16 protein-coding genes are annotated in these 17,553 nt (G+C 58.5%); 8 read left to right on the top strand and 8 right to left on the bottom strand.

Going from position 1 to position 17,553, the window contains the following annotated elements:
- Window positions 1-10: 10 nt before the first annotated feature.
- Together FKG95_RS10265 and FKG95_RS10260 are read right to left on the bottom strand one after the other, a co-directional pair.
- Window positions 11-1,531 carry a malonate--CoA ligase gene (locus tag FKG95_RS10265; protein ID WP_142896263.1) on the bottom strand — a complete coding sequence of 507 codons (1,521 nt, stop codon included), beginning with the start codon at window positions 1,529-1,531 and terminating at the stop codon, window positions 11-13.
- 99 nt (window positions 1,532-1,630) lie between these two features.
- Window positions 1,631-2,311: a GntR family transcriptional regulator gene (locus tag FKG95_RS10260; protein ID WP_142896262.1), complete on the bottom strand. Its 681-nt coding sequence runs from the start codon at window positions 2,309-2,311 to the stop codon at window positions 1,631-1,633.
- Window positions 2,312-2,467: 156 nt separating this feature from the next.
- Here FKG95_RS10260 and dctP point away from each other — a divergent pair, with 156 nt between their 5' ends.
- The 5 genes from dctP to FKG95_RS10235 all read left to right on the top strand — a co-directional run bounded on the left by dctP (window position 2,468) and on the right by FKG95_RS10235 (window position 8,441).
- Entirely contained in the window at window positions 2,468-3,487 is a 1,020-nt protein-coding gene (gene dctP / locus FKG95_RS10255; RefSeq protein ID WP_179954034.1) for a TRAP transporter substrate-binding protein DctP, read from the top strand.
- A 192-nt stretch (window positions 3,488-3,679) separates the two neighbouring features.
- Window positions 3,680-4,201: a TRAP transporter small permease gene (locus tag FKG95_RS10250; RefSeq protein ID WP_142896261.1), complete on the top strand. Its 522-nt coding sequence runs from the start codon at window positions 3,680-3,682 to the stop codon at window positions 4,199-4,201.
- Window positions 4,198-5,505: a TRAP transporter large permease gene (locus FKG95_RS10245; RefSeq protein WP_142896260.1), complete on the top strand. Its 1,308-nt coding sequence runs from the start codon at window positions 4,198-4,200 to the stop codon at window positions 5,503-5,505. The genes FKG95_RS10250 and FKG95_RS10245 overlap by 4 nt, the downstream gene beginning before the upstream one ends.
- Window positions 5,506-5,581: 76 nt before the next feature.
- The gene (locus FKG95_RS10240; protein WP_218940154.1) at window positions 5,582-7,048 is read left to right on the top strand and encodes a malonyl-CoA decarboxylase; all 1,467 of its coding nucleotides are present in this window, start codon (window positions 5,582-5,584) and stop codon (window positions 7,046-7,048) included.
- Between the two features lie 223 nt (window positions 7,049-7,271).
- Window positions 7,272-8,441, top strand: a complete 1,170-nt coding sequence (locus FKG95_RS10235) for a type III PLP-dependent enzyme (RefSeq protein ID WP_142896259.1) — start codon at window positions 7,272-7,274, stop codon at window positions 8,439-8,441.
- Between the two features lie 85 nt (window positions 8,442-8,526).
- Here the strand turns inward: FKG95_RS10235 and FKG95_RS10230 are convergent, their stop codons facing one another.
- The 3 genes from FKG95_RS10230 to FKG95_RS10220 all read right to left on the bottom strand — a co-directional run bounded on the left by FKG95_RS10230 (window position 8,527) and on the right by FKG95_RS10220 (window position 11,496).
- Complete coding sequence (locus FKG95_RS10230; protein ID WP_142896258.1) at window positions 8,527-9,249, bottom strand: hypothetical protein; 723 nt, start codon at window positions 9,247-9,249, stop codon at window positions 8,527-8,529.
- A gap of 514 nt (window positions 9,250-9,763) precedes the next feature.
- On the bottom strand, window positions 9,764-10,771 hold the full coding sequence (locus tag FKG95_RS10225) for an endonuclease/exonuclease/phosphatase family protein (RefSeq protein WP_142896257.1): 1,008 nt from the start codon (window positions 10,769-10,771) through the stop codon (window positions 9,764-9,766).
- 98 nt (window positions 10,772-10,869) lie between these two features.
- Complete coding sequence (locus FKG95_RS10220) at window positions 10,870-11,496, bottom strand: hypothetical protein (RefSeq protein ID WP_142896256.1); 627 nt, start codon at window positions 11,494-11,496, stop codon at window positions 10,870-10,872.
- Between the two features lie 463 nt (window positions 11,497-11,959).
- Between FKG95_RS10220 and FKG95_RS10215 the strand changes: the two genes are divergently transcribed.
- A complete protein-coding gene (locus FKG95_RS10215) occupies window positions 11,960-12,436 on the top strand; it encodes a GlcG/HbpS family heme-binding protein (protein WP_218940153.1) in 477 nt (158 codons plus the stop codon).
- A 215-nt stretch (window positions 12,437-12,651) separates the two neighbouring features.
- Here FKG95_RS10215 and FKG95_RS10210 read toward each other — a convergent pair whose 3' ends face one another.
- Both FKG95_RS10210 and FKG95_RS10205 read right to left on the bottom strand, forming a co-directional pair.
- The gene (locus FKG95_RS10210) at window positions 12,652-13,110 is read right to left on the bottom strand and encodes an ATPase (protein WP_142896255.1); all 459 of its coding nucleotides are present in this window, start codon (window positions 13,108-13,110) and stop codon (window positions 12,652-12,654) included.
- A gap of 468 nt (window positions 13,111-13,578) precedes the next feature.
- Entirely contained in the window at window positions 13,579-13,797 is a 219-nt protein-coding gene (locus FKG95_RS10205; RefSeq protein ID WP_142896254.1) for a hypothetical protein, read from the bottom strand.
- 40 nt (window positions 13,798-13,837) lie between these two features.
- Here FKG95_RS10205 and FKG95_RS10200 point away from each other — a divergent pair, with 40 nt between their 5' ends.
- Together FKG95_RS10200 and pyrC are read left to right on the top strand one after the other, a co-directional pair.
- Window positions 13,838-14,848: a lipid II:glycine glycyltransferase FemX gene (locus FKG95_RS10200; protein ID WP_142896253.1), complete on the top strand. Its 1,011-nt coding sequence runs from the start codon at window positions 13,838-13,840 to the stop codon at window positions 14,846-14,848.
- 486 nt (window positions 14,849-15,334) lie between these two features.
- Entirely contained in the window at window positions 15,335-16,450 is a 1,116-nt protein-coding gene (gene pyrC, locus FKG95_RS10195) for a dihydroorotase (RefSeq protein ID WP_342779227.1), read from the top strand.
- Window positions 16,451-16,456: 6 nt separating this feature from the next.
- Here the strand turns inward: pyrC and FKG95_RS10190 are convergent, their stop codons facing one another.
- On the bottom strand, window positions 16,457-17,089 hold the full coding sequence (locus FKG95_RS10190; protein WP_142896251.1) for a hypothetical protein: 633 nt from the start codon (window positions 17,087-17,089) through the stop codon (window positions 16,457-16,459).
- Between the last annotated feature and the right edge of the window lie 464 nt (window positions 17,090-17,553).

The following is a 17,553-nucleotide window of genomic DNA, read 5'->3' as shown; positions in this document are numbered from 1 at the left end:
AGCGGCGGAACTACCGGGTTGTGAAGCTGTCTTTGTAGGTTTCCCGCAGGACGTTTTTCTGGACCTTGCCCATGGAGTTACGCGGCAGTTCCTCCAGGAAAACCACTTTCTTCGGTACTTTGAAGTTGGCCAGATCGTCTTTCACGCTATCGATGATGGATTGTCCGTCGAGGTTCGCGGCACCTGAGCGCGTGACCACGGCGACCACGGCCTCGCCGAAGTCCGGATGGGGCAGGCCTATCACGGCTGATTCGCCGACACCCTCGACGGCATCGACGCAGAGCTCGATCTCCTTAGGATAGACGTTGAAGCCACCGGTGATGATCAGGTCCTTGGCCCGGCCGACAATGTGGATGTAGCCACGTTCGTCGATCTTGGCCACGTCACCAGTGATGAAAAAGCCGTCCGGGCGGAATTCGGAAGCGGTCTTTTCCGGCATGCGCCAGTAACCCTGAAAAACGTTCGGCCCCTTAACCTCCAGGACGCCGGGCTCGTTGGTGGCCAGTATGTTGCCGTCGTCATCGGCAATGCGGACCTCCACATCCGGCAGAGGAAAACCGACCGTTCCCGCGCGGCGCTCACCTTCGAGAGGGTTGGAGGTGTTCATATTGGTTTCGGTCATGCCATAGCGTTCGAGAATGCTATGGCCGGTGCGCGCCTGAAACTGCTGGAAGGTCTCTTCCAGCAAGGGGGCGGAACCCGAGATGAAGAGGCGCATATTCGCGCAGACGTCTCTCGTGAAGCGGGCGTCCGCCAAGAGCCGTGTGTAGAAGGTGGGAACGCCCATCATGACGCTCGCACGCGGCAGTAGCTCGATCATCTTGTCCGCATCGAATTTATTGAGGAACAGCATGCTGCTGCCGTTCAGCAGGACGCAGTTGGTGGCCACGAAGAGCCCGTGGGTGTGGAAGATCGGCAGGGCGTGCAGCAGGACGTCGTCGGGCTGGAAGCCCCAGAGCTTGTGCAGTGTTTCCGTGTTCGAACCCAGGTTCCGGTGGCTCAGCATCGCACCTTTCGAGCGGCCGGTGGTTCCGCTGGTGTAGAGGATGGCTGCGATGTCATCGTGACTTGCCTCGACGCACCCGATTTCCGGATCCAGATCCAGGCTGCGCTCGACCAGTGTGCCGTCGCGGTCTTGCCCCAGGGTCAGCACCCCGCTCACGCCGGCGCTTTCGGCAATCTTGCCCATGGCGGCCTCGCTTGCCGGTCGGCACACCACCACGGTGGGTTCGGCGTCGCCCAGGAAGTAAGCGACCTCGGTCTCCTTGTAGGCAGTGTTGAGCGGCAGATAGATGGCGCCGATCCGCAGGCATCCGAGATAAAGGAAGATGGCTTCGGGCGACTTTTCGACCTGGACCGCGACCCGGTCACCTTTCTTGACGCCCAGGTTTGACAACAGGCGTCCAAAACGTCCGGAATGCTCGATCAGATCGGCGTAGCTGTAAGTCGCGGCGTCGGCGGTTTCGATGAAACGCTGAGAGAGATCTTTTGGAAAGTGGGCCGATAGAAGATTGTATAGGTTCTCATTCATGGATTTAATCTCTGCGAAGCTCTCTCGTTGCGGCGCGCGCTGGCGACGGCCTGTTGCTGGTTCGAAAAGTGTCGGGATAAAACCGGCCTTGCCGACGCCTTATGCCGTCTTTGCCTGGACATAGGAAGGCGGGAGTGCGGAAACCAGATCAGAGAAGACATCGCCCTGGATACTGACGTGTCCGCGCATCCGTTCCGCCGCCAGCTCCGATTCACCCTCGCGGATCGCTTCGACCACGGACGCATGCTCCTGGAGCGACCTGCGGATACGGCCCGGGTGATGAAGCTGAAAGCGCCGGTAGGGGGCAAGGCGGTTGCGGGTATTGGATGTCATGTTCTCCAGAAATTCGTTGTGTGCGCCCGCGTACAGGGTCTCGTGAAAAACCTGGTTTTCCTGATAGTAGGCGTTCACGTCTCCGCTTTTGGCCAGATCGGCGCAGCGCTCATGGCTTTCCTCAAGCTGTTTGCGCTCTGCGGGAGTCATCCGGCGGGCCGCCAATCCGGCGCAAACGGCTTCCAGTTCGGCCATGACTTCGAACATCTGCAGCAGTTCCTGAACCGTCACGGCTGCAACAACCGCCCCTTGCCTGGGACGCAGGTTGATCAGTTTCGCGGTCGCAAGCTGATGCAGCGCCTCGCGTACCGGTGTGCGTGATACGGAGAAGCGGGCGGCAAGCTTCGTTTCGTCCAGTCGGTCGCCTGGCGCCAGCTCGCCTGAGAGAATCTCGCCCTCCAGCCGGACTCTGAGTTGGTCTGCAAGACGGGTTGGTTCCTGTTTCATCGATAAGACCTAGGCATACAAACGGTACTGTTTAGAATACACATATGATATCCTTGTATACAAGACTGGACTCATAAATCGAGCCGCGATAGGCTCCTATGAAGTTCGAGAAGGAATGCGGGCTGATAGAAGGCGCGCGAACATGGGAGGGAAAAAATGAAAACTCTATCTGGTTTCTTGCCGGGTTTGATGGCCGGTGTCGTCGGTGTGACCGCGGTTATGGCCCTATCCGCAAACGTTCAGGCGGCTGATATCAAGCTCAAAGCCTCGCACCAATGGCCGGGCGGTAAAGGTGATGTGCGTGACGAGATGGTTCAAATCATCAAACGCGAGGTCGAGAAGGCCGGTGTCGGCGTCACCCTGCAGGTCTACCCGGGCAAATCCCTCTTCAAGCCAAAGCAGCAGTGGGACGCCATGGTCAAGGGGCAGCTCGACGTCTCTGCCTTTCCGCTCGATTACGCCAGCGGTAAACATCCGCAGTTCAGCTCGACCCTGATGCCCGGTCTGGTCAAGAACCACGATCACGCGAAGCGGTTGAACGACTCTGACTTTATGGCGGACATCAAGAAGATCATCGATGATGCCGGTGTCGTGGTGATTTCAGATGCTTGGCTGGCCGGCGGTTTTGCCTCCAAAAAGGAGTGCATCCTGGATCCGGAAGATGCCAGGGGACAGGTCCTGCGGGCGGCCGGGCCGGCCTTTGAGCAGATGCTGGTGGCTGCGGGTGCGTCAATCAATGCCATGCCGAGTTCGGAAATTTACACCGGTCTGCAGACCGGCGTTCTCGACGGCGCCAACACCAGTTCCGGCAGCTTCGTTTCCTATCGTATCTATGAGCAGGTCAGCTGCCTGACCGAGCCGGGCGCGAATGCCCTGTGGTTCATGTATGAGCCGATCCTGATGTCCAAGAAGACCTGGAACAAGCTCGACGACAAACAGAAAGACGCTTTCATGGCCGCGGGGCAGGTTGCTGAAGACTACTTCTTCGATGCCGCCAAGGGCCTCGATCAGAAACTGGTCGACGCCTACAAGGGCGCTGGAGTCGAGGTCGTCGGCATGTCGGCTGAACAGCACGCCAAGTGGGTCGCGATCGCCAAGGAGTCCTCTTACAAGAACTTCGCCGAGAAGGTTCCCGGCGGTAAGGAACTGATCGAGAAGGCGCTCGCCGTCGAGTAAGCTCAAGTGGGTGAGGGGACGCTGGCTGGACCTGATTGGCGAGCGTCCCTCCCACGACTTCTAAAGAATGAATTGGCGCTCACAAGAGCGTGCCTATCGAGTTGTCGCTCATTGCGCTGCCGTCCTGCCGGGCAGCGTGCCTCCCAGCGCGACCGCTTTGTCGTTGCTCCTGAAGCATAAAGTATTGAAGTCATGAATATTTTTATCGAAGCTGTCCGGCGCCTATCTGTCGCTTGCGGCGTTGCCTCCGTCCTGCTCCTGATTGCATCGGTGGTCGTGGTCTGCCATCTGGTGATCGTGCGCTATGGTTTGGGCGCATCGGCGATTTGGCAGCACGAGTTCGTCACTTTCAGCCTGATCGGCGCGACCTTCCTGGGTGGCCCTTACGTTCTGCTCACCAAGGGGCACGTCAATGTGGACCTGCTGCCGATTTACCTGGGCCACAGGGGCCGGGTTGCATTGGCGCTTCTGTCCTCGGTCCTGTCGCTGATCTTCTGCGTCATCATTGCCTGGCGCGGTTTGCTCTGGTGGGAAGAAGCCTGGGTCGGGAACTGGCACGGGGAGACAGTCTGGGCGCCGCCGCTCTGGATACCCTACATCGCAATGCCTCTGGGCATGGGTTTGCTGTCGCTGCAGTACGTGGCGGACATGCTTTCACTGATCACAGGGCGTGATATGCCCTTTGGCCTGAAACCAGAGGAGCGCCAGTCATGAGCCCTCTGGCCCTTGGCGTATTGGTCGCCGTCGTCACCATCGTGATCCTGATGTCCGGGACACCGGTGGCATTCTCCTTGGGCATTGTCGCCGTCGGCTTCCTGCTGATCTTTGACGGCATGGGCGCGTTGGACGTCATTCCGCAGATCTTTTACGGCGGCATCGACAGCTTCGCGCTGCTCTCAATCCCGATGTTCATCGTTATGGGCTCCGCGATTGCCTCTTCCAGAGCCGGCAGCGATCTCTACGAAGCGCTGGACCGCTGGCTCTACAAGGTGCCGGGCGGATTGCTGGTCTCCAATATCAGTGCCTGCGCGATCTTCGCGGCGCTCTCGGGATCCTCGCCGGCGACCTGCGCGGCCATCGGCAAGATGGGCATTCCCGAAATGCGCAAGCGCGGTTATCCCGCCGGTTTGGCGACAGGCTCCATCGCGGCCGGGGGCACATTGGGCATCCTGATCCCGCCCTCGGTGACCATGATCGTCTACGGTATCGCGACCGAAACCTCCATTGGCCGCCTGTTCCTGGCCGGTCTGCTGCCGGGACTGATGCTGACCGCGCTCTTCACCTGCTGGGGACTCTTCGTCGCCTGGCGCGGCGGTTACCGTTTCAGTGATGTTTCCGCGCACTTCACTCTGAAGCAGCGTTTCGAGATTCTGCCCAAGGTTCTGCCCTTCCTGATCATCATCGCCGGTATCCTCTGGGTGCTTTACGGCGGCGTGGCGACCCCTTCCGAGGCGGCAGGGGTCGGGGCGGTTTTCTGCATCCTGGTGGTGGCCGTGATCTATCGCATGTGGCGGCCCTTCGCCTTTTGGAAGATCTTCAAGGAGTCCATGCGGGAATCGGTCATGATCATGATGATCATCGCCGCTGCGGCGCTTTTCAGCTACATGATGTCGTCGCTCTTCATCACCCAGTCCCTGGCCATCTGGATCGGTGAGCTGGAGGTGAACCGCTGGGTTTTGATGTTCTGCATCAATATCTTCCTGCTGGTGGCCGGGTTCTTCCTGCCGCCGGTCGCGGTGATCCTCATGACCGCACCGACCCTGGTACCGATCATCGAGGCCGCCGGCTTCGATCCCATCTGGTTCGCCGTGGTTCTGACCATCAACATGGAAATCGGGTTGATCACCCCGCCGGTGGGCCTAAATCTCTACGTTATCAACGGGATTGCCCCTGATGTGCGCCTGCCGACCATCCTCTGGGGTGCGCTGCCGTTCATGTTCTGTATGGTTTTGGGGATTATCATCCTTTGCCTTGTCCCAGAAATCGCCCTGTGGCTGCCGCGCACAATGATGCAATAAATCCGTGATAGGATTGAGGACGGCGGGTCTCCCACCAGGGTTATGGGGCGGCACGGATGTAGGATGAGGTGAAGAGATGGCGGTTCCAGAGACGGAAACCCTTGTAGAGCGGACACTCTCCAACCTGGCCGGTGCCTGGCGGGATATTGCCAATAGCGCCGCGCGTTCGGTTGGACTCAAAGCTGTGCCCGCGGCCAATGGCGACAAGAAAACCATCCGCAAGCTCATGGCGGAATGCCTGGAAGCGCGCGGCGGCGAGGTCTCCGCGCGCATGCGGGCCGCTGAACTGGGCAAGAGCTACCTGGAACTGGACACGCAGGGACGCGCCGATTTCCTCGCGACCCTCGCACGCGAATACGCGCTCGATCCCGATCTGGTGGCCAAGGCGATCTCGGACTACCAGTTCGAGGCCGATCCGGACGCGAAGCTCGAGGCCGAAGAGCGCCTGCGCCGGGTCGTGATTCCTCCGCGGGTCAGACTTCTCAAGCAGTTCAATGGGTTACCCGAGGGCGTCAAGTTCCTTGTGGACCTGCGTGCCGACCTGCTGCATTTGAGCAACGGCGATCCCTATCTGCGCGGGCTGGATCACGATCTGCGGGATCTCCTGTCGTCCTGGTTCGATCCGGGTTTTCTCGACATGCTTCGGATCACGTGGGATTCGCCCGCGGCGCTGCTGGAGAAACTCATCGCTTACGAGGCGGTGCACGAGATCCGTTCCTGGGACGACCTGCGCAACCGCCTGGATTCCGACCGGCGCTGCTTCGCGCTCTTCCACCCGCGCATGCCCGAGGAACCCCTGACTTTCATTGAGGTCGCGCTGGTCAAGGGCATCGCCAGAAACGTTCAGACACTGCTGGATGAGAGCGCGCCGCAGGCCGACCCGGGCGCGGCGGATACGGCGATTTTCTACTCGATTTCCAACACTCAGCGCGGTCTGCGCGGCGTGACCTTCGGCGACCATCTGATCAAGCAGGCGGTGCAGTCGCTGGCCCATGACCTGCCGGGTCTCAAGGTCTTCTCGACCCTCTCTCCCGTCCCCGGTTTCCGCAAGTGGCTGAGAGACGGAGACCCCGAAAAGATTGATGTTTTTCTGCAGGATAACGAACGTGACGGCATCCGGGCGCTCGGTGAGAACGAGAAGACGCTGGACGCGCTCGACACCATCCTGGCGGTTGAAAACTGGTTCCAGGACAAGGTGACCGAGGAGACTTTGCGCGGTCCGCTGATGCGCCTCTGCACGGCCTACTTCCACGCGCGCCAGGCCAAAGGCCTGCCGGTCGACCCCGTGGCGCGCTTTCACCTGAAGAACGGTGCGCGTCTGGAGCATATGAACTGGCTGGGCGACACCTCGCAAAACGGCATAAAACAGTCCGCCGGGATCATGGTGAATTACCGCTATATGCTTGAGGATATTGAGAAAAACCACGAAGCCTATATGAAGGATCACCGCATCGCCATCGGCAGCGAGGTCAAGGCCCTGGCCAGGTCTTTCAAGGACGTGGGCGCAGAGGCCATGAAACGGCTCAACATCGTTCGGAAGTAGCGGAGCGTCTTTTCGAATCGGCCCGCAGAATCGGCCCGCAGAATCGGCCTACAGAATTGGCCTGCAGCTTTTCATTATGACATACAAATGTCACAGCTTTTGAAAGCGGGCTGGACTTACCCCCCGGCCCGTGGCTTTTTGCCCGCGCCCGCCCGAATGAGGCGCTGGAATTTCGTGACATCGGTTAATATCTGATGACCGATTCAGGACAGAGGCAAAGCTTTTGCGCAAGGATGTAAGACGCTTCGCGGACGCCGATGCCGTGGTGCGGGCTCTGGAACCCAGCTACCCGATCTTCTGCCTGCGTCCGGACCTGATCCGGGACGTCACCCGCCGCTTTCTGGCCGGATTTCCTGGCAAGGTTCTCTATGCCCTGAAGTGCAATCCGCACCCGCTGGTTCTGAGCTGTCTTTACGAGGCCGGCGTCCGGCATTTCGATACGGCCTCGCTGCCGGAAATCGCCCAGGTCGCCGAGACCTATGACGACGCCAGCTGTTACTTCATGCATCCGGTCAAGAGCCGTTCGGTGATCAAGACCGCGCGGCGGGTTTACGGCCTGACCCACTATGTGGTCGACCACCCGGATGAACTGGAGAAGATCCTGGAGGAAACCCGGATCGCCGGAGGAACGGAGGCCGACTTCGGCGAACTGGTCATCCTGGTGCGCGTGATCACGCCACCTGCCGAGGGGACCCTGCTGCATCTTTCTTCCAAGTTCGGTGCCAACCCGGTCGAGGCCGCCGCGATCCTGCAGCAGGCCCGGGTGCGCGGCTGCCGCACGGGAATCGCCTTTCATGTCGGCAGCCAGTGCTGCCATCCGGAGGCCTTTATCACCGCGCTCAAGATCGTGGGCGAGGTGATCGAGATGGCGGGAGTCGAAGTCGCCTGCCTGGATGTGGGCGGCGGCTTCCCGGTCAGCTACGCCAATGTCGAAGCGCCGCCCCTGGAAGACTTTTTCGAGGCAATCCGCGCGGGGGTCGCGGCGCTGGAGCTCGGCCCGGACCTTGAACTGCTCTGTGAGCCGGGCAGGGCATTGGTGGCGGAGGGCTGTTCGCTTCTGACCCAGGTGCACCTGCGCAAGGGGGAGCAGCTTTACATCAACGATGGAATTTACGGCAGCCTGTCGGAACTCGGCATGATCGCTATCGAGCCTCCGGCCCGCCTGATCCGCCTGGAGGGCGAAGTCTCGCCGATCTCCGCGCGCTTCACCATCAACGGCCCGACCTGCGATTCCATTGATGTGCTGCCCTGTCAGTTCACGCTGCCGGACGACGTGCGCGAAGGCGACTGGATCGAGATCGCGCGTATGGGCGCCTACAGCTCCTCGGCGGCGTCGCGCTTCAACGGCTTTTCTGCGGAGACTTTTATCGAGGTTGGAAACGCGCCATCGTGATCCTGCCCATGTGCAGCGGCAATGCACAAAACATGACGTGACACCAGTTACAAGAGACCCCGGTTACAGTCAGAGGTCGGATCTTTTATGCTCTAAAATGTTCAAAGATATCAATAGCGCTCGATCTAAGTTGCTTAAACTCGTGAGGTTCGATCCGTTTATATGGACGGTAATTAGTGGTTCGATACTCTGTATTTGCAGTGTAAATAATAATCTCGTCATGGTTCGCTTCAATATGAAATCCATCCTGATTTTCAAGGAAAGAAACAAGCTTGTCGTCAAATAGTTTCAGCACGGCTTTTTCATTATTGCTTGTAAGATAATACATTTCGGAAAATTTGGGATGATTCTTTAAGTTTATTCCAGAGTTAGGCGTCATAAATCCAAGTAAAAGCTGAGTGGCGGGAAGCATTTCACGCAAAGAGAACTGGGGTAAGTTCATCGATGGTGATCTAAAATAGAAAACACTATCCATAGCCCCAGATTTCCCCCACCTTTGCCGGCATTCAAAAAACACCATCTCGACGCCATTCCTGCTGTCGCGCAATACATTGATTATGTTTGCGTGATAACGGTACTTTCCGACAGGGCTAGCACGGTACTTTCCGCCACGGCTGGCAAAGCGGCCAAAGTCTTTGAGCCGCTTGCGGAACGCTCTATCAGCTTTTTTAGAGAAGGATAGGCCCAATTCTTCAGCTATGCGTATGAACTCGGTCCTGCGTTTTTTTTCCTTCACGAAGTGATGCGAAACGACAAGTATTCCGAGTAAAAAGAGTAACGCAAAGAAAATTATCAGAGCTACAGGCATGTTTATTTTAAACCTTTATGGTTCACTATAATATTTTCATAATTATTGTAAATAATTGATTTTTAAATGTTAATTATTATAGATATGGCAGATGTCAACGGACCTTCCTCTTATGAAAGTTAGTGCATAACCGTTAAAAAACTTTCAATCAGAAATAGGCGCAAGAGGTGGTCCCTATTTGCGAGACAGTTTGTTTCAATGAATTGACCGAAGCTTTCAGTTGCCGCTTCGTCCAGCATCGCCGCACATCTCAATCGTTCGTTCAGCCTCAAATGCCGAGCGGGTGCCGGTCATCGGCTATTTATCGATCATGCGGAGGCGATCGCCGAGACCGTGCAGCGCCAGACCATGCGCTTCGTAGCGACCAAAACGCCCGCGCAACTGGAATCGGGCCGTCCACACAAGACCCCGTTTATTCAAAAGACCATCTGACCCTGGTTCCCCTGCTATGGAGTGCAGTGGTAATTTGCGCGCTCTCGGGATGCAGAGTAGATAGTCATTGTTAGGTCAGCGGCTAGGCGAGTTCAACGATGATGGGACGATGATCGCTCGGTCGATCCTGACGGGCGGTGCCGTTGCCTGTGATCTGAGCCTCATATGCGTCATGACAGATATCCGCGTTTTGAACGACGGGCGCGAGCGCCGGTGAAACAGCGAAATGATCGAGCAATAGAGGACGGTCGTCGATTTCGTCCACGAAGTCATCGAAACGCGCCGTAAACAGCGCAGGTGCCTGTACATGTCTCAGGAGCGGATGGTGAAAAATCAAATCAGGGGTAAAGGTTGATCCAAGAACAATATCGGCGACGTTATGGGTTAAATAACTGCGCTCGAACAAATCCCGGCCGGGGCCGTCGTTCCAATCACCAGTGACGATGATCCGGGCGTCTCGATCGACTTGCAGCAGGTCGTCGAGATAAGCGCGCAAGCGAAACCCTTCCGCAGAGATCCGGCGGCGCGCCTCTAAAGCCTCAACGACAAACTCCTGTCGGCGGCTTGGATTGTTCCATTTGCTTTCGCCTTGGTGGACATATTTCGATTTTGTGTGCAGAACGACCACCCGGATTGGCGCGGTTCCAGCCGGGTCGACGTCGACAACAAGCGGGAGTCGCGTAAAATCATAACCTTCCAGAAGCATATCCCCGTTCACGTCGGCGTCCCATTGATCAGCTAAAGCCTGTGTGGGCGCATCTATGACGCGTTCCATTGCAGTGAACGCGCCGTCTCGGCGACGCAAGACATACAGCTTTTGAGCACGACCATCGCTTCCAATAATTGCTTCAAAGACCGGACCACTTGTATCGGTAAAGAACTCCCCCAGGAACAACTCCATTTCCGCAATTGCGCTCGGACCTTCCTGAAGACAAAGAAGATCTGGGCCAACGTCGTTGATTACCGCTGCGGCCTTGGCTGCGCATGTCATTGCCTGACTTTCAGACAGACTGCTCGATCCCCATCGGGGGGTATTGTTGCCGGAAAACCACTTGTTCATCCACTCGATGTTCCAGTTCATGATCTTCATCGAAGTCTCTCCGGGTTTAGACGCATTTGCGGCCGTTTGTCCGGCTTTGCATCAGAGGTGAGATGCGGACGGGCGACCGGACCGTCTGAAAGAAGTGCTTAAGATGACCCGTCAGAAATTTTGGTGAGAGTCGTTGTTCGGGTATCGCCGTTCTTTCTGATTTGCACGGCTTTGATCTCAACGCCAAGTGCCGGGCTAAACCAGGTCGTCTTCGTGCGGGATTTGGATTCCGTCTCCAGTTTGTAGACAGGAAAGGTTCCCGCTGGCGTGGTCAGATCTTCGAAGGCAACAACTTCCCATGACTCTTTGATTGCGTAGTTTTTGCCTTTGCCGTGGTTCTTCCAAGTATATCTTGTGTTCCAGCTTTCGCCGATCTTCATGGGCCATTTGTATTGACCGACATAAGGGCTTCCCGAGAACGTGGGTTGGCCTTTTTCGTTTATCCAACCGACATAATTTCCATCGGCGACCCGTCGAGCCGTGGTGTATTGAGCGCCGGGCCTACCCTCCAGAAAATATACCTCGTGACCATTGTGCTGACCGACGCCCTTAACGGTCTCGGTCCAGGCCAAATCGGGTTTCCCGGTTTCTGTTTGCTGATAGCTGAAGGACTGTCCGATAGCGGGCATTTTAAAGGGGTGACCCTCGTCTGCGGCGGCGGCGAAGGGCATCAAGAAAAATAAGGATGCGAGCGAGACTGTCCTCGAAAAGCTTTCAAAGCGCATGACCATTCTCCTTGGTAAGGTTTTTGAACCGCGTCGGCGCACCGGAGGCTCCCAAAAACAGAATGTTTGGTCGGTGTCGAAAAAAGCGCGCTGCGCGACGGATGTAAAATGCATTTTTTACGATATAAAAAGTAGTGTATCACAATTTATGGTAAAACTAGATGGAAAATTTGCGCGCGCTGGAATTGGTTTCCGGATTGTCCGCACATGACCTACTGGCGCCGATCGGACTATCTTGGTCAAGCGTATGTAATCGGGGTAGCTCAACCCAAGCGTAGCGTATGTAGCCGGTGTCAGGTCCAATGGGATAGCCCTCCCAACCGCGGTTTTGCTTTGCGATGCTTGATGTGCCCACATCAGCAACGCAAGGAAGGACCATCCCATTAAACCTTACCCCCATGACTTGCCGGGACGGCAAAAGCCTGCAAGTCTTGAATAACAATTTGCAGGGAGGACTATATCAGTGCGGAGATTTGCAGTTTCCATCCTCGGTCTGTTCGCTTTGGCCGTTTTCTCGACGCCGGCGGCGGCGCAGCAGCGGCCGGACTATGGCGCCCCGGTGGATGGTGCCACCGCCAAGCGCATCGCCGCGGCCACGATAGAAGCCTGTCGCGCGAATAGCTGGAACGTCGCCGTTGCCGTCGTCGATAATCACGGCTTTCTTGTCTATTTCGAACGCATGGACAATACGCAAACAGCCAGTGTTGAGATCGCCCAGATCAAAGCGAGCGCGGCGGCGACCTACCGCCGCCCGACCCGTGCTTTCGCGGAGGCGATCGCCGGGGGCCGGACCGCATTGGTGACTTTTCCCGGCATTGCTGCTTCGCCCGGCGGCATGCCGATTATGAAAGATGGCAAAGTCATCGGCGGTGTCGGCGTCAGCGGCGTTCAGGGCGGGCAGGACGAGGAGTGCGCCAAGGCAGGTCTCGCCGCCATGTGACGAGCTTAGAGTTTTGCCGCATCCAACAAGCAGCCGTGACCCTGATTGCCTGAGCAGTGATTGCCCGGGCATGTGGCGGGGGGCAGATCGATCTCACTGCGTCGCGGGCAGATAGACTAGAGCGCGTCATATAGTACGAGCAGATTCACCGGTACGACGGATCGCCGAAGGCGATTCCATCTAAACCGGATCTGCTCTGGCTGAATGCCAAGCCTTCACATATCCCGCATTCGGTTTGTCTGTTGCGCGAGACGCATCGTCTCGTGCTCCTCTGTAGCCAGGAGCTCCTTCAGGAGTTCTTGGGCTTCGAGAATATCGGCGCGAGCCAGCAAATCCCGATAGAGATCGATCACCTGGTTGTGCACGTTGAACACTCGCCCGCAGATCTCATCGAAGTTCATTTCCGCAAAGGGCGCGTCGCAGCTGCGGTGGATATCGACCGGCTCGCGCCCCAGATAATCGTACACCCAGGTTTTGAGCGCTTTGGAATCGGCTTGCTGCTCGAAGCCCTCGATAATTCTTTCCAAAGCAGTCTCGTGGTCAGCGAGGTAAGCCAACAGCAACTTTGTCATTTCCTGCTCATGTTGCGTCGAACCGTCGGCCAGACTCTCGGCGAGCTGATGGTGCATCATCCGAGTCCAGTCAATGAGATCAGAAATCGTTTGGACCTTCATGACCTTAATCTCCTATAGGTCGGTCTTCGGCGGCTTGCGTCAGCCTTTTGCCGGTCCGGCACCAGATTGGGATTTGGCATGGCTCCAAGCCAGCGGTATGGTGCCCCGCCTCAAAGCATAGGTCAGCGGGGCGACTTGCGACAAGTTCGCTTCCCGAGCAGAGGGAAAACCTGCCGCCATGCATTGTCTGCGCCGACAAGATTCTACACCCTCTATGCTGCGCAGAGGTGACGCTGAGAGCACGAATGTTGAAGCCGCTCGCGAATGGCTGTCCTCAGTACTGCAAGCTACGCCGCGATTATCCTCGGCACCCAAAGAGCGTTTTCGGCCTGTGTCGGATCGGTTCCAGCCCGGTCTCGAGCGTGTTTTGTTCAATCGGAATCATCAGGCATTCAAATGCGCGTTTAAGGCAAATCCAAAAGGCAGCATATTTGAATTCTATTGAGCAAAACACGCTCACATGACGCGTCAGTTAAACAGACAGAAAAGCGCGTAGCAGTGGCCGGTGAAGCGGGTGAAAAGAAAATACAAAAGCGCGTCGGCCAGCAGGCTGACGCTCAGCACCGGCAGCACGATGTAGAGCATGAAGTAGTAGAGCGCCCAGCGCGTGAAGCGGCGCTTGGGAATCCGGTGCCCCCGGATCTCCGCTAACTTCTCCGATGAAGGGCTGTCGGCCGACTGGGTCATAGCCACAGACTAATGATTGCCGGGCCCGGTGAAAACCGGGATGATGACGGCCATGGTCATCGCCCCAAAACCAAAACCCGAACCTGAACCTGAACCCGAAGTCGGCGCCGATATTGCCTGGCAGCCCTGTCCCCGTGAGACCTGGGACGCCCTGACACGCCAGGCCGGGCAGAGCAGCCTGGAACAGGCCTGGGCTTACGGCGCGGCGATCGAAAGCGAGCAGGGCCTGCGGGCCGAGCGCGGTCTGATCGTCGGCCAGGGCGGCGAACCGCTGGCCCTGGTCCAGGCCTTCTGTCGGGACCGCCTTGGCCTCCGCATTGCGCGGGTGCTGCGCGGCCCCATCTGGCTGATTGACCCACCGGACGACCCACGCGAAGATCCGCGCGCACCAGCGGTCTGCGAAACCATCGCCCGGCAGTTCCGCCGCCGCCGCTTCGGCGACTTCCTGTTCTGGCTGCCGGAACTGCCTGATACGCCGCAGAGCGCCGCCATGCTGCGGGCCCAGAGCCTGCGCCCGGTCGTGACCGGCTACAGTTCGATCTGGCTCGACCTGCGGTCGCCCCTGGAGGCCTTGCGCGCCGGCTTGCACGGCAAGTGGCGCAACGCCCTGCGGCAGGCGGAAAAGGCCAGCTTTGACGTGGGGGTGACGACCAACCCGCGCCGCCTGAACCAAAGTCTGCAGCTCTATGATCGCTTCCGCCGCAAGAAGCGCTTCGTCGGCCCCAGCGGCGATTTCATCGCCGCCCTGGCAGGCCACGACCGCAAGGCCGTGGTCGCCCTCACGGCACGGCTGGGCGGAGACCAGGTCGCCGGCGTCATCCTGGTGCGCCACGGCAGAGCCGCCACCTACCTTGCCTCCTGGACCAGTGACGACGGGCGCGTCGGCCAGGCCCACAACCTGCTGCTCTGGCGCGGCATCGAGACTCTGAAGGCGGGCGGGATCGACTGGCTCGACCTGGGCGGCGTGAACACCGAAAGCCAGCCCGGCATCGCCCGCTTCAAGCTCGGCCTCGGCGGCGAAGTCTTTACGCTGGCGGGGACCTATTTGTAACCGCGGTCACGTTTGGCGGAGATAACTCCGCTTGAACAAATCCCGGCCTGGGCCGCCGTTCCAGTCGCCAGCAACGATTCTTCGAGCATCCCGATCGGTTTCCGGCACGTCGTCGAGACAGGCGTGTTGGCGAGACAGATTCGCGTAGATCCGGCGGCGCGCCTCCGTAGTCTCAGCGGCAGGCTCCTGCGGGCGGCAACGGCATGTTTGGATAGAAGCCGGACCTTGCAAGAGGTCCGCAGGAGCCGATCGTCGAGGCGCCGAAAACCCCTTCCTGGATCGACTCGGACCTGCGGGACGGGAGGCCTGACGAACAACGGCTTGGCGGGCTGACTCCGAACTTCGTTTATAGCTTGAATAAACGCGGTGTTTCGTCAAATTAGGGGCCTGATGAGACGGGCCGCATCGGGCATAAGGCAATGATGAGGCGCATGGTTTCGCGTTTGAGGAGACGACGTCATATCCCAGGACACTAACGGCCAAGAGCTGGCGCAGGATACTCTGGCGCAAGACACCAACGACAGTCTGACTAGTGACAGTCTGACTCTGCGGGAGCCGGACGATTGGCATGTCCATCTCCGCGATGACGACATGCTCGCTTTCGCCGCCGACTACACAGCCCGGCAGTTTGCGCGCGCCATCGTGATGCCGAACCTGGTCCCGCCGGTGACGACCGCCGCCGCGGCCGACGCCTATCGAACGCGCATCCTGAGCGCCTTGCCGGAAGGCCGGCGCTTCACGCCGCTGATGACCGCTTACCTGACCGATGAGATCGATCCGGCTGAGATCGCAACGGGCTTCCAGGATGGTGTCTTCACGGCCTGCAAGCTCTATCCGGCCGGGGCGACAACCAACTCCGCAGCCGGCGTGACGAATGTGCGCAAGATCTGGCCTGTACTGGAACGCATGCAGGCGATCGGCATGCCGCTTCTGGTGCACGGCGAAGTGGTTGCCGCCGATATCGACATCTTCGATCGCGAGGCGGTGTTCCTCGAGACGGTGCTGACGCCGCTCCTGGCGGACTTCCCCAGCCTCAAGGTGGTGCTTGAACATATCACCACCGAAGACTCCGTTCGCTTTGTCGAGGCAGCGGGAGCGAATCTGGCGGCGACAATTACGGCACATCATCTGCGCATCGACCGCAACGCCATGTTCCAGGGTGGGATTCGCCCGCACGCCTATTGTCTGCCGGTCGCCAAGCGCCGCCGTCACAAGGAAGCACTGCGCAAAGCGGCGACGTCGGGCCAGCCCAGGTTCTTTCTCGGAACCGACTCGGCACCCCACCAGAAACACGATAAGGAAAGCGCGTGCGGCTGCGCCGGCATCTTCAGCGCGCCGATGGCGCTGGAAAGCTACGCCCAGACGTTCGAAGAAGAAGGCGCTCTCGAGCGGCTCGAGGCCTTCGCGTCGGAGTTCGGTCCGCGCTTCTACGGTCTTCCGCTCAACGAGGGAAGCGTGACGCTGCGCCGCGAGGCGCAGGACCTGCCCGAGTTGATGGGCGACGGTAATGTCAGCGTCGTGCCGTTCCACGCGGGCGAAACCCTGGCCTGGCGATTTACAGGCCGCTCCAGTCAGGCCAAGGCCTCGCCGGGGTCAGCTTGAGCTACTTCAGGCCGCAGTCTGTGCCGGATCATTGTCCGGCCTGACGCGCGTCAGGCCGAAAGCCAGGATGGTCAGTGCCAGCGCAAAAAGCGCCAATGAGCGCGGTTCGGGAATGGCGGTCGAGGTCTCGGAGACGGGGGCGCTGTCGAAACGGATGGAGCGTGCGAAGGAACCGCCGTTGGAGAGGAAGGTGGTGCCGAGGGTAAAGGCGACGAAGTCCGGGCCGATGTCTACATCGAAAATTCCAATGCCCGGCGTTCCCGAGATGTTTGTCAGGCCGGTGATGATCCGGGGCATCTGAAAGTCGATATCGCTGAAGGTGAAGCGGTAGTTAGGTGCCGTCGCGTTGGGCGAAAGCGGTATACGGTCTACGAAGACATTAAAGAAATCTGCGGCGAAGAAGTCAGCCCTAAGTTCGTAGTCGCCATCGGTTCCGGTAAACTCGAACGCGTTGCTGATGTTCGCGGTGTCCTGATCGAAGAAGTTGGTGCCGGCAGGATCCGTGACCTTGCGGACGGACCCATTGATTTCGTCCCCGAAAATAAGAAAGGGTGTGGCGTGCGCCGGAGCGGAAGGCTGACCCAGCAGGAGGGTTAGCATCGGCAATAGAGCCGTGAGGCGGAAAAGTCTCAGTCGCATGATCGTTGTTCCCCAAAAAGATCTGTCGGCAGTGCAGCCGTGAAATGACCTCAGGCTATGAAGCCGGAGTCATCCTGTCACTCGGCTAAATTCGTATAGGCCTATGCGTTCTTTTAGGAGGGTGATGCCGGGCCGCCGGGCTCAAAAGTCATGAAAAGGAGCGGGGGAACAAGATCTCCCGGTCTTGTCCTTTGTGACGGCGTTCTCTCTGATCGGGATGGCCCGTTGCGCAGGGGCCTGTCCTGCTTCAGCCAGTATGAAGACTGCGCTGCAGTTTGACGGCAGCGCTCGCGAGGTGGCCCCGGTTCGCGGCAGTGAGGAAATAGCGGAGATGCTTCAGCGTGAGGCCATTCATTTGTTATTTCTATCAAAAAACATCAGCCTTTAAAATTGCTCCCGTTAACGCAAAACCCTCATATGGAGCGACGCTGCGCTTATACGGCGTCGCTGGAGTCGCCATCCGC

The sequence above is a fragment of the Denitrobaculum tricleocarpae genome (assembly GCF_007004665.1).
In the GTDB taxonomy this organism is placed as follows: Bacteria; Pseudomonadota; Alphaproteobacteria; order Kiloniellales; family Kiloniellaceae; genus Denitrobaculum; species Denitrobaculum tricleocarpae.
The sequence above is the reverse complement of the archived record's forward strand: the minus strand, read 5'-3'. Positions and strand labels throughout refer to the sequence as shown.

Coding starts and splice junctions, on each gene's coding strand:
- FKG95_RS10265 (WP_142896263.1), bottom strand. CDS start 1,531: ATGAATGAGAACCTATACAATCTTCTATCGGCCCACTTTCCAAAAGAT.
- FKG95_RS10260 (WP_142896262.1), bottom strand. CDS start 2,311: ATGAAACAGGAACCAACCCGTCTTGCAGACCAACTCAGAGTCCGGCTG.
- dctP (WP_179954034.1), top strand. CDS start 2,468: ATGAAAACTCTATCTGGTTTCTTGCCGGGTTTGATGGCCGGTGTCGTC.
- FKG95_RS10250 (WP_142896261.1), top strand. CDS start 3,680: ATGAATATTTTTATCGAAGCTGTCCGGCGCCTATCTGTCGCTTGCGGC.
- FKG95_RS10245 (WP_142896260.1), top strand. CDS start 4,198: ATGAGCCCTCTGGCCCTTGGCGTATTGGTCGCCGTCGTCACCATCGTG.
- FKG95_RS10240 (WP_218940154.1), top strand. CDS start 5,582: ATGGCGGTTCCAGAGACGGAAACCCTTGTAGAGCGGACACTCTCCAAC.
- FKG95_RS10230 (WP_142896258.1), bottom strand. CDS start 9,249: ATGCCTGTAGCTCTGATAATTTTCTTTGCGTTACTCTTTTTACTCGGA.
- FKG95_RS10225 (WP_142896257.1), bottom strand. CDS start 10,771: ATGAAGATCATGAACTGGAACATCGAGTGGATGAACAAGTGGTTTTCC.
- FKG95_RS10220 (WP_142896256.1), bottom strand. CDS start 11,496: ATGCGCTTTGAAAGCTTTTCGAGGACAGTCTCGCTCGCATCCTTATTT.
- FKG95_RS10210 (WP_142896255.1), bottom strand. CDS start 13,110: ATGAAGGTCCAAACGATTTCTGATCTCATTGACTGGACTCGGATGATG.
- FKG95_RS10205 (WP_142896254.1), bottom strand. CDS start 13,797: ATGACCCAGTCGGCCGACAGCCCTTCATCGGAGAAGTTAGCGGAGATC.
- FKG95_RS10200 (WP_142896253.1), top strand. CDS start 13,838: ATGATGACGGCCATGGTCATCGCCCCAAAACCAAAACCCGAACCTGAA.
- FKG95_RS10190 (WP_142896251.1), bottom strand. CDS start 17,089: ATGCGACTGAGACTTTTCCGCCTCACGGCTCTATTGCCGATGCTAACC.